A 13943-nucleotide genomic window follows, 5' to 3' on the forward strand; every position below is an offset into this window, starting at 1 on the left:
TTTTAGTTGTTGTGCGATTTTATTTAATTGAACAGTAGTGAATTATGAAGTTTTTGATTTTAATATTTTTAAAAAAGTAAGAATTTGGTTAATTTTAATTGTTTTAAAGTAAAATAATATTTACATTTAGAAAAACTATTTTATTATGTTAATCAAAGTTTACGGAAGCGCCGTTTTTGGGGTAGAGGCAACGACAATCATTGTAGAGGTGAATATGGATAAAGGAATTGGCTATCATTTGGTAGGTTTGCCAGACAATGCGATAAAAGAAAGTAGTTATCGAATAGCTGCAGCCTTAAAAAATAATGGCTACGAAATGCCAGGTAAAAAAATCATTATCAATATGGCGCCAGCCGATTTGCGAAAAGAAGGTTCGGCCTATGATTTAACTTTGGCAATCGGTGTTTTGGTTGCTTCTTCACAAATAAAAACGGATATCTACGAACAATATATCATCATGGGGGAGTTGTCTCTAGATGGAAGTTTGCAACCCATTCGTGGAGCTTTGCCAATTGCGATAAAGGCAAAAGAAGAGGGTTTTAAAGGTTTCTTTTTACCAATACAAAATGTTAAAGAGGCGGCTATAGTTTCTGGACTTAATGTGTATGGAGTTTCGAATGTACAAGAAGTGATTGATTTTTTGGAAGGAAAAGGGGCATTAGAACCAACCATTATTGACACCAGAGCCGAGTTTAGTCAAACATTGGATTTTCCTGAATTTGATTTTAGTGATGTAAAAGGACAAGATAGTATAAAGCGTTGCATGGAAATTGCAGCGGCTGGAGGGCATAATATAATTCTCATAGGACCTCCTGGAGCTGGAAAAACGATGCTGGCCAAAAGATTGCCTAGTATTTTGCCGCCAATGACTTTACGAGAAGCTTTGGAAACAACGAAGATCCACAGTGTTGCAGGAAAGTTGAAAGAAGTAGGATTGATGAATCAGCGCCCGTTTCGAAGTCCACATCATACCATTTCTGGCGCGGCACTTGTTGGCGGGGGAAGTTATCCGCAACCTGGCGAAATTTCAATGGCGCATAATGGGGTTTTGTTTTTAGATGAGCTACCCGAATTTAAACGAGATATTCTCGAAGTTATGCGTCAGCCATTGGAAGATCGTGAAGTAACGATTTCTAGAGCCAAATTTACGGTAACTTATCCTTCGTCTTTTATGTTGGTGGCTAGTATGAATCCGAGTCCAAGTGGTTTTTTTAATGATCCAGATTCTCCTCAAACCTCTTCACCTCACGAAATGCAACGGTATTTGAGTAAAATTTCAGGACCTTTATTAGACAGAATTGACATTCATATTGAAGTGACTCCAGTTCCTTTCGAAAAATTATCGGACGACCGAAAAGCAGAAAGCAGTATTAATATTCGAAAAAGAGTAACTTCAGCCCGTGAAATTCAATCCAAACGATTTGAAGAAATGGATCATATTCATTACAATGCCCAAATGAATACCAAACACATTCGGGAATATTGTGCTCTTGATGATGATTCTAAACAATTATTAAAAACGGCTATGGAACGGTTAAATCTTTCGGCTCGAGCTTATGACAGAATCTTGAAAGTTGCCAGGACGATTGCTGATTTGGATGATGCGCCTCAGGTTGTTTCCGGACATATTGCCGAAGCGATTCAATATAGAAGTTTGGATCGCGATGGGTGGTTGGGATAAATATAAATTTTAGTAAATAATAAAATTTAATCATATATAATGAAAATAATAATTTACGCTTCAACACTTTTCTTAATATTGTCATGTAATAATAAAGTAGAAAACAACAACATTAATAGTGTTAAGAAAAAACTAACTACAATATCGGAAGATACATTAACAAATAAGGTTTTAGATACTGTTTCTAAAGATAATTCATTTGATACTTCAGAAATTAGTTTAAGCTTAGAAAAGAAACTAATTGGGAAATGGGAGTTATCAGAATTTGATTTAAGTGAAGAAAATGACGGGGATCAGGAAAAACCTTCTGGAGTAATTTGGATTTTTAAAAATAATCATATTTGCGAAGAGAGAAGTGACTCTAGTAATCCAAATGATATAACTGTATATGAATATAAAATAAGTCAAAAGAATTGTGAAACAAAAATGCAATCAAAAGAGTTCTTTTATATAAACTTAAAAAACAAAACTTTACCTGGAGATGATTATTGTTTTTCTATAGATATTGGAAAAAGCGATGATAATGACCAAGATATTTTGAGATTATATGCTTATGGTGCTATGGCACCAGATGTTTTAAGAAGAAGATAAAAAAACTCCACTATATTTTTTAAGTTAATATAGTAGAGTTTTTGCGTGTTATCGAAATAATTTTAGGCAAAAAGCTTTTCATTTTGATTAATCCACCTCCGAAAAAGTATCTCCTTTTTTAATATCACCACTTTCAAAACCACGATTAAACCAATACATTCTTTGTTGTGATGTGCCATGAGTAAAAGAATCAGGTACAACTTGTCCTTGCATTTTTTTCTGAATAGCATCATCACCAACAGCATTTGCTGCACTCAGCGCTTCTTCAATATCTCCAGCTTCTAGCATGTGGTTTTGTTTTTCATTATAATGTGTCCAAAGACCAGCATAAAAATCGGCTTGTAATTCTTGGGCAACTGATAATTTATTGCCTTCGGTTTCATTTCGATTTTCTTGTAATTGACGTACTTTTTGTGATGTTCCTAATAAGGTTTGTATGTGATGCCCAAATTCATGTGCCATAACATAAGCAACTGCAAAATCACCTCCTTCGGCTCCAAATTTGGTTCTAAGTTCGTCAAAAAAGGTCATGTCCATATAAATAGTTTTGTCTCCGGGACAATAAAAAGGACCAGATGCTGAACTGGCACCTCCACAAGCCGTTTGCACTTGACCGCTAAAAAGTATAAGCTTTGGTGCTTCAAAAGTTAAATTGTTTTCTTGAAATATTTTTGTCCAAACATCTTCATTGTCAGCCATGAGTGTTTTTACAAATTCTCCTTCCACTTTTTCCTTTTCGGTCAATGGTCTACTTTCGGTTTGTGTAGTTTGTTGTTGGTTGAATTGTTCTAATACAGGAGTAATTATTTGAGCATTTTCGCCGCCAAAAGCATTGACAAGTAAAATAATAATCCCAATTACTCCACCTCCTAGAACAGTTTTACCTCCAGAGGACATTCCTCTACGGTCTTCTACATTTTCACTTTGTCTTCTTCCAATCCATTTCATAACTAAAGAGTTTTATTGTTTTGAGAATTTTTTTAGTCGTAATATAAAACTGTAATCTGTTTTTTTATAAGCTACTGCTTTTTACTTTTAACCATTTTTCTAAAATATCTTCGAGAGTTTTCTTTATAATTGGTTTTGGAACATAATCATTCATACCAGCTATTATACATTTTTCTTTTTCTCCTAAAATAGTTCCTGCAGTAAGCGCAATAATGATAATGTTTTCTAATTGTTTTATTTGTCTGATTTTTTTTGTGGCTTCATATCCATTAATCAATGGCATTTGAATGTCCATGAAAATGATATCGGGGTATATTTCTAAAACTTGTTCTAATGCTTTTTCACCATCACTAGATTCATAAATAATACTCTTTGGTATAATTTGTTTGATTAGTGTTTTAGTCAAAAGCATATTGATTTTGTTATCCTCAACAATTAGTATTTTGGGTTCTTCATTTTCAAATTCAAGGATGCGATTTTCTATTACTTTTATATCATTAATTAATTTGTCTTGTTTTAGTTTATTGCTGCTTTTTAATTTAATATCAAAGTAAAATGTACTTCCAACATTATACTGGCTGTTAATTTGCAATTTGCTATTCATTAGACCAAGCAATTGATTTGAAATTGTTAATCCTAATCCAGTTCCTCCAAATTTTTTGGTTGTTGAACTGTCTTCTTGTGAAAAAGCTTGGAAAATAATTTTTTGATTGCTTTTTCGAATACCAATTCCAGTGTCTGTTACTGTGAATCTCAAAAAAGTATGGCTTTTATTGGCTTCTAATACTGAAATGCGTAGGCCAATGTTACCAGTATGAGTAAACTTTATGGCATTTGTTAAAAGATTGATGAGGATTTGTTTTAAACGAATATAATCAATCCAAATGTATTTTGGAACGTCATCATCAATAATGAAGTTTAGTCCTAAATTTTTTGATTGTGCCTGATAATTTATCAGTTCTTTTATTTGTTGAATAATGTCCTCGATTTTGTATTTTTCAATATTAAGTTCTAGTTTACCTGATTCAATTTTAGAAAAATCGAGTATGTCATTAACTACTTCTAATAAAATATTAGCCGATTGATTAATGGTATTCATGTATTGTATTTGTGTTGCTTCGAGCTTGGAATTCATCAGCAAGTCTGTATAACCGATGATACCATTTAAAGGGGTTCGTATTTCATGACTCATGTTTGCTAGAAAGTCGGATTTCGCTTTGTTTGCTGCTTGGGCTAATTCTTTTTCTTTTAAAATAGATTCATTCTTTTTCTTTTCGGTAATATCGATAAGTATTCCTTCCATGAAGGCAATTTTGCCGTTTTTTACTATCGAATCGCCAAATTCTTCTACCCAAACTAGAGAGCCATTTTTATGTGTAATTCTATAGATAATATGTAATGGTTTTTTTTCTTTTAAAGCAATTTTATTCTTTAGTAATAAATCATCTAAATCTTCATCAAAAACTAAATCTATCAAGAATCTTTTATTCTCTAAAAAATCAGATTTAGGATAGCCTGTTAGCTTTTCAATTTCATCGTTGAGATATATTTTTGTGTATTTTTCATCATAATTAGATAAATATACGGTACCAGGAATGTTATTTGCTAATAATCTAAAACGTTCTTCGCTTTCTTCAATAATAGATTCATTTATGTTACGCTCAATAGAGGAGGAGATATTTTTTACTAATAATTGCAAAATTGAAATTTCATCAGGACTCCAAATCCGTCCATCGATTGAGTTGTCAAATGCAAAAAAAGCATCAAATTCATTTTTAATAAAAACAGGAAGCAATAACATTGAAGTAGGATTTAACATACTTAAATGTAATTTGACATTCTCGTTTTTCATTTTATCGATAATGCTTTCGAAAAATTCTGATGGGGGTAAATCTTTTAGATTATTATCAAATTTAGCAAATGAAATATTTTGTAGCGCAGGAAGTACTGAATCAAATCCTTGCAACTCATTTGTCCACATGCATTTTTGATCAAAAAAATTGGTTTTTGGATCTTTTTTAAAAAATGAGATGCGTCCTGATTTTGTGACTTTACCTAGTTCATTGATAATTCCTTTGATTAATTTACTGGTACTTTTTTCTAGTAAAAATTGATTCGTATTTTCATTAATTGTTAAAAGCAATTGGCTTTTGTAAGCCAATTTTTGTTCTATTTCTAGTCGCATCTGCGAGGTCAATGCAATTACAATTAAATCTGAGATAGATTTTGCAAAATTAATATCTTCATTATCCCAATTTTTAATCTGTTCTGTTGATTCAAAGCAAAGGATCGCTTTTAGCTCGCCATCAGTAACAACTGGGGTATCGAGTATGGAGTATATGTCGTTTTTATAAAAATAGTTTGTGTTTGTCTCATTGTCTGCATAATATAATCTGGCATCTGATAAAACTACCTGAAGTTTGTTTTCTATCTTTTCGAAATAATCTAGATTTTCATTTTTATAAAATTTAAATTCATTTTCAAATTCAGTTTTTTTAGGATCATAAAGCATATCACAATGCATCTTATCATTGTTGTATATCCAATAACCAGCTCTATGTATGCCTAATGCAACCGAGGAAACTTCAAGGATATTAGTAATCGTTTGTTTAAAATCATCAATATTTGTATAATTTAAAACAGCTATGCTTTTTAGTATTTTGCTGTATTCTTCTATTTTATATTGTCTTTTTGTTTTTTCATTTTCAATGTTTTTCAAAAGAGTAATATCCCTTGCAATTCCAGAGTATCCGTCAATTTCACCAAAACTATTTCTTCGAACAAAAACATTTTGTGACACCCACATTTCATCACCATTTTTTTTGATAATTGGAAATTCAAGAGTCATAAAATTTTCTTCAATGTCAAGTATGTTTTGGTAAAAACTCATAGTATTGGCATTGTAATCTTTTCTAATTAATGAAGAGAAGTCTTTGGTTAAAAATTCCTCTTTAGAAAAACCTAAAGCCTTTATTGCATAATCATTGATAAAAGTAAATTTACCTTTTGCATCTGCTTCAAAAATAATATCAACAGCAGTTTGAATTAAGGTTTCATATTGTTTTCTTATCTTTATTTCATTGGTAATGTCCTGTCCAATACCTATGATAGAGTTGTTGTTGAACTTTTTATCAATCCATTGAATGAATTTATACTCTCCGTTTTTACATTTTAATTTTCTAATGTATAAACGATTGTCTATAAAATTTTCATGATAATCTATACCAATGAATTCCGGATCTTCGGTAAGCTCCCAAAAGCCAAATCCCATTACTTCTTCAGCTGTATACCCCAAAATGGTTGTTATATTGTCACTACAAAAGGTTACTTCTCCTAGTCGGTTTGTAGCTATAGTTAATGAGTTTCCTTTGTTTACAATTTCATTAGTAAAATTGACTTTTTCCTGTATTTTATATAATGAGATATATCTAATATGATTTATTATAAATACCATTATCGAGAAATTGATAAGTATAATTACTTTGTTGAAAGGGACTAAATCTAAAACAAGTATTAGTATTAAGTATGAAAAAACACATCCACAAAAAATCCAATATTTTTGTATTGGCTTGATGATAATATAGGAAAAGAAAAAAGCTAAAATGAATGTATAAGTAGGTATGGAATCATTTGCTAGGGAAACTATATTGTAGGCTATTGAAATAAAATAGATGTAAAACAAGAACGTAAAGAGGCTACTAATTCGGTTGAATAAATATTTTGATTTTTGACTTATTAAAAATGAAAGTAAAAGGATAAATCCAATAATGAAATTGTAGATTATTAAACTTGTGGGTCTAACTTTAAACAATTCAAAAACAATCTCTGTCAAGGGAAGTGCTAATCCAAGGCACAATAAATAAAGCTGGTATTCTCTTTTCTCCGATTCTTTAGTTGGAAGATTATCTATTTTTTTTAAAGAAGAATTTATTTTGAGATTTGAATAAAATATCGCAATTAGCAAAATAAAGAACAATACAATTAAAATACTATTTCTATTAGTAATATTTATCGATACAATTTGTACCAGGTTTAACGCCATAGGAATACAAACTGAACTTGATAAAGAAGAGTTGAAGTTGAAAAAAAATAATATTTTAAAACATAATAGCATAGTCTCAGGGGGGGTAACTATTTAATTAAATGTCTTTTGTGTTTACAATATAATGCTTTGTTTATTATTAAAATTTATGATTAATCGTTTTCAACAGTATTATCTATTCCTATAATAGCACAATAGATGGCGTAATTCATAGAATAAATAAAAGGCATTGTAAATAAGAAACCAATACAACATGCCATAATGCCTACAAATGCACCAATTATTGCAATAATCATTAATCCTAATAAAATAAAAGGCTGTTTTAAAACAATCAGTATACTGTGTTTTATAGCGTTAACTGCATTTAAATTACCGAATATAATTAGCGGAATAGTAAGTATTGTTGTAAATGAAATGAAATATGTAATGATAGTGCCAAGAATTTCAAGTTTTACGTTTGACAACAATGTAGTTAGTGAAAAACTAATTGTCGAAATTAAAAAAGTTGAAATTATAATTTCTTTCAAATAAGGCATTTTATAGTAAGAGAATAAAGAAGAAATTGTAAATTCTTCATCTCTATCTCCATGATGTGCCATTTTTAAGAATGCAGCTTGAAATGGGCTAAATAAACAACTGAAAACTAGCGAAATTCCTCCTATAACTAATAGTTCTGACTGACTGAGATTTTCTATTTTTAATTTTTCTGGAGATAACTCTTTGGTGAGTGTTGTAAGATCCAAAAATGATACTAAAGAAATGGTAGTGAAAATAAAAAATGAAAAAATAAAAATAAGAATTACTAATCCAGCATACAAAGCAATTTTTTTGTAATTCTCAAATGCATGTTCAAATACATTACCAAAATCTATTTGGTATCCATTTTTTTCAATATCGAGTAGTCTTTGTAAAGTTTGATTCATTTATTGTGAGTTTACTTGTTTGTTAGTACAGTCTTTTTAATAAAATATAATGTGGATGACTTACTATTGATTCTTTTTACTAAATACCACAATTTACGGGTATTATTGTTTTTATTTCAGTTGTAAAATTACTGTTTTTTTTAATTTTAAAAGTAAGATGTTTCTCTGTGCTTTTTGTGGCGCAATGTTTATAATTAGAGCCAGTTTAATATTTTTTTTAGAGTACTAATTTTATTATTAGTGTAAGGAGCGTATCTAAAATTTAAGTCCAACCAATTTCCTTTTTTTACAATTCCTTTATGATGGGAGAAAATATCAAAACTCAATTGACCATGATAAGCTCCAATTCCGCTATGACCAACCCCGCCAAAAGGAAGTTTTTTATTGGTAAAATGAATTAGCGTATCGTTAACGCAGCCTCCACCGAAAGAATAATTCAAAATTGTTTTCCGAGCAAATTTTTTATCATCTGAAAAGACATATAACGCTAGAGGTTTTTCGTATTTTGAAATTATTTTAGTTATCTCTTTTTCTTCTTTATAGGTTATAATAGGCAACAAAGGACCAAAAATTTCCTCTTGCATGATTGCGCTATCAATATTGTTTTCTTCTATTAAAGTTGGAGCAATATAACAATCTTCAACATCGGTTTCTCCCCCCATGATTACTTTCTTAGTTTCCATCATACTTACTAAGCGATGCCAGTTTTTTTCGTTCACAATTCTAGCAAAGTCGGGAGATTCTTTTGGATTTTCGCCAAATGCTTTTGTGATTTCATTTTTCATAAAATCAACAAAATGACTTTTCATTCCTTCCTGTATAAGTATATAATCTGGGGCAATACAGGTTTGACCAGCATTCAAGAATTTTCCCCAAACTATTCTTTTGGCAGCAAGTTTTAAATTGGCAGTTTCGTCAATAATACAAGGGTTTTTTCCTCCTAATTCAAGCGTTATAGGGGTTAGGTGTTCTGCTGCCGCTTTCGCAACGATTTTGCCTACTGCGACACTTCCCGTAAAGAAAATGTAATCCCAACGTTGGGCTAGTAATTTTTGAGAGGCTTCTGCACCACCTTCAACAACTTTTACATGTTGGTGTTGGAAAGCTTCTTCTACAATTTTTAAAATTATAGCCGATGTTTTTGGTGTTAATTCGGATGGTTTTAACGTTACTTGATTGCCAGCTGCAACAGCTGCTATCAAAGGACAAATAGCTAATTGAAAAGGATAATTCCAGGGAGCTATTATTAAAACTTTACCGTATGGTTCTTTTACTATATAATCTGTCGATGGGAAATTAAGTAGTGATGGTCCTACTTTTTTAATTTTGGCCCATTTTTCAATATTTCTTATGGTGTCTTTTAATTCTGAAATAGTATAGCCGGTTTCGGTAGCAACAGATTCAAAAGGAGGTTTTTTGAAATCCTGATATAATGCTTGTATAATTTCATTTTCATGTTTAATTATTACATTCATTAATTTTATTAAAGCATCTTTTCGGGTACTAATATTTAATTTGTAACTCATAGCGAAAAAATATTTAAATCGTTATATAAGTGCAAGTTAAATCTAAAATTCAAAATATAATCTTTTTATTATCAAAAAATTAAATGGCTTTCCAAATAACATCTTCTGGAGTAGGAGCAATAATTGTAATGTTTTCTTTAGAAACCGGATGTATGAAACTCAGTTTTCTGGCATGTAAATGAATACCACCGTCTGGATTGCTTCGGTCAAAACCATATTTTAAATCTCCCTTTATTGGAGAACCAATTGCAGAAAGTTGTGCTCGTATTTGGTGGTGTCTGCCTGTATGTAGTTGAATTTCGAGCCCGAAATAATTATCAAGTTCTTTGATGATTTTATACTCCAAACTCGCCATTTTACTTTCTGGAACTTCTTTAAGATGAGCTTTTGAAGTATTGTTTTTCTCGTTTCTTTTGATGTAATGAACGAGTGTGTCTTCGTTTTTTGTAGGTCTATTTTTGACAACCGCCCAATATGTTTTTTTAGTTTCCCTGTTACTGAATAATTCATTCATTCGAGTCAACGCTTTGCTAGTACGGGCAAAAACTACAATTCCAGTAGTAGGCCTGTCTAATCGATGAACAACGCCAAGAAAGACTTCTCCAGGTTTATTGTATTTATCTTTGATATATTCTTTTACAACATCGCTTAATGGTTTATCACCTGTTTTGTCGCCTTGCACAATATCACCTACACGCTTATTGACCACGATTAAATGATTGTCTTCGTGCAGGATTTGGAGATTATTTTTATTTGAAATTATTTTCAAAAGGAAAGATTTTTAGATTGTTGGATTATTCGATTTTTTGAAAATGAAAAATTATTTCAAAGTTGAGCGAAATTTGGATGTCATTTTAGTTATCCGGTCAATAGTCATAGACAATTCATCTAGTTTTATTTGATTTATATAGCCTAAATCTAATGCAATTAATAACTGTGTTTCAATTTCATAAATAGAGCCAATAGCAATTTCAAGGAATCTAGAAAAATCTTTATTACTACTTCTAGAACAACCTTCCGCTATATTTGAAGGAACTGAAACCGAAGCACGACGAAGTTGATTTGTTAAACCAAATTTTTCTGATTCTGGAAAATTTGTAGTGACTAAATAGATTTCAGAACAAAACTTTCTGCTTTGTTTCCATATTTCTAAATCCTTAAATCTATGCATGTATATTTTTTTAACCAAATATAGAATAATCTAACTATCTAATTATCGAATAATCTATACTAATATTGCTCTTTCTCGTTTGGAAAGTCTTTCGATTTTACATCTTCCACATATTGACTGATTGCTGAAGTCATTCCTTCGTATAAATTCATGTAACGTCTCAAGAAACGAGGACTAAATTCATTATTCATACCCAGCATATCGTGAATTACCAATACTTGTCCATCAACACCACCACCAGCGCCAATTCCTATAACTGGAATCGAGATGCTTTTAGCTACTTTTTCGGCTAAATTTGCAGGAACTTTTTCGATAACAATTGCAAAGCAGCCTAATTTTTCCAGTAATATGGCGTCTTCAATTAATTTTTCGGCTTCTTGCTCTTCTTTGGCACGAACAGTATAAGTACCAAATTTATAAATAGACTGAGGTGTTAAGCCTAAATGTCCCATAACTGGAATTCCTGCATTTAAGATCTTTTTTATAGATTCCCTGATTTCTTTACCACCTTCTAATTTCACGGCATGTCCGCCACTTTCTTTCATAATTCTGATAGAAGAACGCAACGCTTCTTTAGAATCAGATTGATAACTTCCAAAGGGTAAATCAACCACTACTAAAGCTCTTTCGACAGCTCTAACCACTGAAGAAGCATGGTATATCATTTGATCCAAAGTAATTGGTAAAGTCGTTTCGTGACCCGCCATAACATTTGAAGCTGAATCTCCAACAAGAATTACATCAATTCCAGCAGTATCTACAATTTTGGCCATGGTATAATCATAGGCCGTAAGCATTGAGATTTTTTCACCATTAGATTTCATGTCGATTAAAGACTTAGTGGTAATTCTTTTGTAATCTTTTTTTATTGCAGACATTGTATATATGTTTTAATTCCGAAACTTCGGGATTGATTTTGTTTTTGAGAGAACAAAAGTAATAAATAGAATTTTTTTAAATTGAATTTTCGTGAAGAATATGATATTCAAGATAGGTCAAATTGTGATATTAGTAATTTAACGAGCTGTTTTGAAGAATTCTTATAATGGATAGCTGAAACAAACTTGACTTTTAGTCTAGTTTTCATTAGAATTGAAACCAGAAAGAATCTTTATAAAATCTTTATATCCTGCTTCGTTATATTATAAAATACTTACATGATTAGACATAACTTTGTCTTATCAAATAAATGCGAAGATTATGAATAGTATTTTGAATCAGATAAAAATCAAAAATCAATATTTGATAAGTGTTTTATCAGTAGGTACAGTCGCTACATTGTGTTTGTTTGTCAGGGACTATTTAGACTATAAAATAGTCGGTTATCTTTTATTGGTTGTGGTTTCGGTGTTGTCGATGTTTTTGGCGATTTTACCATTATTGCTAAGTGCCGTTTTGAGTGCGTTAATATTGAATTTTTTATTCATTCAGCCTTACTATACATTACACATTAGCAATGCGGAAGATTCATTATTATTGTTTTTATTCTTCATCATTGCTTTGGTAAATGCGGTTTTGACCCATAAAATCAGAAGAGCCGAAAAGGTTTTGCAAGTCAAAGAGGTTAGAATAAATACGATGAAGCTTTATAATGCTTTACTCGATTCCTTATCTCATGAATTGAGAACACCAATTTCAACTATTATGGGAGCGATTGATACCATTCAAAGTAAATCAGTTTCTATTTCGGAAGAAAATAAAGAAAATTTATATGCTGAGATTGAGAAAGCTTCTTTGCGTTTGAATCACCAAGTAGAAAATTTACTAAATATGTCCCGATTGGAGTCGGGGGTTATTGAGCCCAAAATGGATTGGTGTGATTTGGAAGAGTTGGTTTATAATGTTTTGGATCATCTAAAAGAGGATTTACAGTTTCATAAAGTAGTCGTAAAAACAGACGAAAATTTGCCTCTTTTCAAATTGGACTATGGTTTGATGCAACAGATTATTTTTAATTTGGTTTTTAATGCTTCGCAATACACGCCGAAAGGGGCCAAAATAGAGATTAAAGTTTCTTATAATGCCGATGTCGATTTTGAATACAATCCCGATAAAAAATGTCCATGTGTAATTACGATTACCGATGATGGTATTGGTTTTCCGGAAAATGAAATTGATAAAGTATTTGATAAATTTTATCGACTTCATAATTCAAAAACAGGCGGAACAGGACTTGGTTTATCAATTGTGAAAGGCTTTGTAGAAGCACAACACGGAAAAGTACAACTTGAAAATAGGGAAGAAGGCGGTTCCGTTTTTACGCTTAGTTTTCAAACTTTAACAATGAATACTAAAGATATTTCAAATGAATAATAGCGCTCAAATATTGGTTATTGATGATGAAATTCAAATTAGAAAACTACTTGAAATCACGTTGGATTCTAATAATTACAGAACAATTTTTGCTGTCAATGCAAAAGAAGGATTGTCTATGGTGGCCAATCATCAGCCCGATTTGGTCATTCTTGATTTGGGTCTGCCTGATGAAGATGGACAAGTTGTTTTGAAACGATTACGAGAATGGTACAGTAACCCAATCATAATTTTAACGGTAAAAAGTGCCGAAGATGAAATTGTAAAAGCACTTGATAACGGAGCAAATGATTATTTGACCAAACCGTTTCGCACACAGGAATTACTAGCTAGAATTCGGACTGCTTTGCGAAATTCGATTACCGATGAAAAAGAACCGATAATTGAGTTTGGTGCTGTTTCAATTGATTTGGCTTCTAGAATTGTGAGACTGAATAGTGAAATTCTGAAACTCACAACGACTGAGTACAATTTGCTTTCTATTTTTATAAAAAATGAGGGACGAGTATTAACCCATCAATATTTACTCAAACAGGTTTGGGGAAACAGTTATGCAGACCAAACACAATACTTACGTGTCTTTGTTGCACAACTTCGAAAAAAAATAGAAGAAGACCCCAACCGTCCTAAGTTCATCATCACAGAATCCGGTGTGGGATACCGATTTAATACCAGTTAAAATCAATTAAATAGTCAAAATAAGAATGTAATATGGAGTGTTTTGTACACATCGTATAGGACTTTCTAT

At 31.3% G+C, this 13943-nt stretch carries 11 protein-coding genes; 4 read left to right on the forward strand and 7 right to left on the reverse strand.

What is annotated here, in order from left to right; all coding sequences use genetic code 11:
* Positions 1-145 precede the first annotated feature (145 nt).
* A complete protein-coding gene (locus tag ACUN3A_RS16790; RefSeq protein WP_445552436.1) occupies positions 146-1681 on the forward strand; it encodes a YifB family Mg chelatase-like AAA ATPase in 1536 nt (511 codons plus the stop codon).
* 39 nt (positions 1682-1720) lie between these two features.
* Positions 1721-2272: a hypothetical protein gene (locus ACUN3A_RS16795; RefSeq protein ID WP_445552437.1), complete on the forward strand. Its 552-nt coding sequence runs from the start codon at positions 1721-1723 to the stop codon at positions 2270-2272.
* Between the two features lie 87 nt (positions 2273-2359).
* On the opposite strand, the gene ypfJ is transcribed toward ACUN3A_RS16795, so the two are convergent.
* From ypfJ to panB, 7 genes are all read right to left on the reverse strand, one after another.
* Positions 2360-3220 (reverse strand): KPN_02809 family neutral zinc metallopeptidase, encoded by an 861-nt coding sequence (gene ypfJ / locus ACUN3A_RS16800; protein WP_445552438.1) that lies wholly within the window; start codon positions 3218-3220, stop codon positions 2360-2362.
* A 64-nt stretch (positions 3221-3284) separates the two neighbouring features.
* Positions 3285-6674, reverse strand: coding sequence for a PAS domain S-box protein (locus tag ACUN3A_RS16805; protein ID WP_445552439.1), 3390 nt, complete (start codon positions 6672-6674; stop codon positions 3285-3287).
* Between the two features lie 740 nt (positions 6675-7414).
* Positions 7415-8185 carry a hypothetical protein gene (locus ACUN3A_RS16810; protein ID WP_445552440.1) on the reverse strand — a complete coding sequence of 257 codons (771 nt, stop codon included), beginning with the start codon at positions 8183-8185 and terminating at the stop codon, positions 7415-7417.
* 194 nt (positions 8186-8379) lie between these two features.
* Positions 8380-9711 (reverse strand): aldehyde dehydrogenase, encoded by a 1332-nt coding sequence (locus tag ACUN3A_RS16815; protein ID WP_445552441.1) that lies wholly within the window; start codon positions 9709-9711, stop codon positions 8380-8382.
* A gap of 79 nt (positions 9712-9790) precedes the next feature.
* On the reverse strand, positions 9791-10480 hold the full coding sequence (locus tag ACUN3A_RS16820; protein ID WP_445552442.1) for an RluA family pseudouridine synthase: 690 nt from the start codon (positions 10478-10480) through the stop codon (positions 9791-9793).
* A 51-nt stretch (positions 10481-10531) separates the two neighbouring features.
* Positions 10532-10882 (reverse strand): four helix bundle protein, encoded by a 351-nt coding sequence (locus tag ACUN3A_RS16825; RefSeq protein WP_445552443.1) that lies wholly within the window; start codon positions 10880-10882, stop codon positions 10532-10534.
* 59 nt (positions 10883-10941) lie between these two features.
* Complete coding sequence (panB, locus tag ACUN3A_RS16830) at positions 10942-11760, reverse strand: 3-methyl-2-oxobutanoate hydroxymethyltransferase (RefSeq protein WP_445552444.1); 819 nt, start codon at positions 11758-11760, stop codon at positions 10942-10944.
* 322 nt (positions 11761-12082) lie between these two features.
* Between panB and ACUN3A_RS16835 the strand changes: the two genes are divergently transcribed.
* On the forward strand, positions 12083-13195 hold the full coding sequence (locus tag ACUN3A_RS16835) for a sensor histidine kinase (protein WP_445552445.1): 1113 nt from the start codon (positions 12083-12085) through the stop codon (positions 13193-13195).
* Complete coding sequence (locus tag ACUN3A_RS16840; RefSeq protein WP_445552446.1) at positions 13188-13874, forward strand: response regulator; 687 nt, start codon at positions 13188-13190, stop codon at positions 13872-13874. Before ACUN3A_RS16835 ends, ACUN3A_RS16840 begins: the two co-directional genes overlap by 8 nt.
* Positions 13875-13943: the final 69 nt, after the last annotated feature.

It is taken from the genome of Flavobacterium sp. WC2509 (genome assembly GCF_052683105.1).

Coding starts and splice junctions, on each gene's coding strand:
- ACUN3A_RS16815 (WP_445552441.1), bottom strand. CDS start 9,711: ATGAGTTACAAATTAAATATTAGTACCCGAAAAGATGCTTTAATAAAA.
- ACUN3A_RS16795 (WP_445552437.1), top strand. CDS start 1,721: ATGAAAATAATAATTTACGCTTCAACACTTTTCTTAATATTGTCATGT.
- panB (WP_445552444.1), bottom strand. CDS start 11,760: ATGTCTGCAATAAAAAAAGATTACAAAAGAATTACCACTAAGTCTTTA.
- ypfJ (WP_445552438.1), bottom strand. CDS start 3,220: ATGAAATGGATTGGAAGAAGACAAAGTGAAAATGTAGAAGACCGTAGA.
- ACUN3A_RS16805 (WP_445552439.1), bottom strand. CDS start 6,674: ATGGTATTTATAATAAATCATATTAGATATATCTCATTATATAAAATA.
- ACUN3A_RS16810 (WP_445552440.1), bottom strand. CDS start 8,185: ATGAATCAAACTTTACAAAGACTACTCGATATTGAAAAAAATGGATAC.
- ACUN3A_RS16835 (WP_445552445.1), top strand. CDS start 12,083: ATGAATAGTATTTTGAATCAGATAAAAATCAAAAATCAATATTTGATA.
- ACUN3A_RS16790 (WP_445552436.1), top strand. CDS start 146: ATGTTAATCAAAGTTTACGGAAGCGCCGTTTTTGGGGTAGAGGCAACG.
- ACUN3A_RS16825 (WP_445552443.1), bottom strand. CDS start 10,882: ATGCATAGATTTAAGGATTTAGAAATATGGAAACAAAGCAGAAAGTTT.
- ACUN3A_RS16840 (WP_445552446.1), top strand. CDS start 13,188: ATGAATAATAGCGCTCAAATATTGGTTATTGATGATGAAATTCAAATT.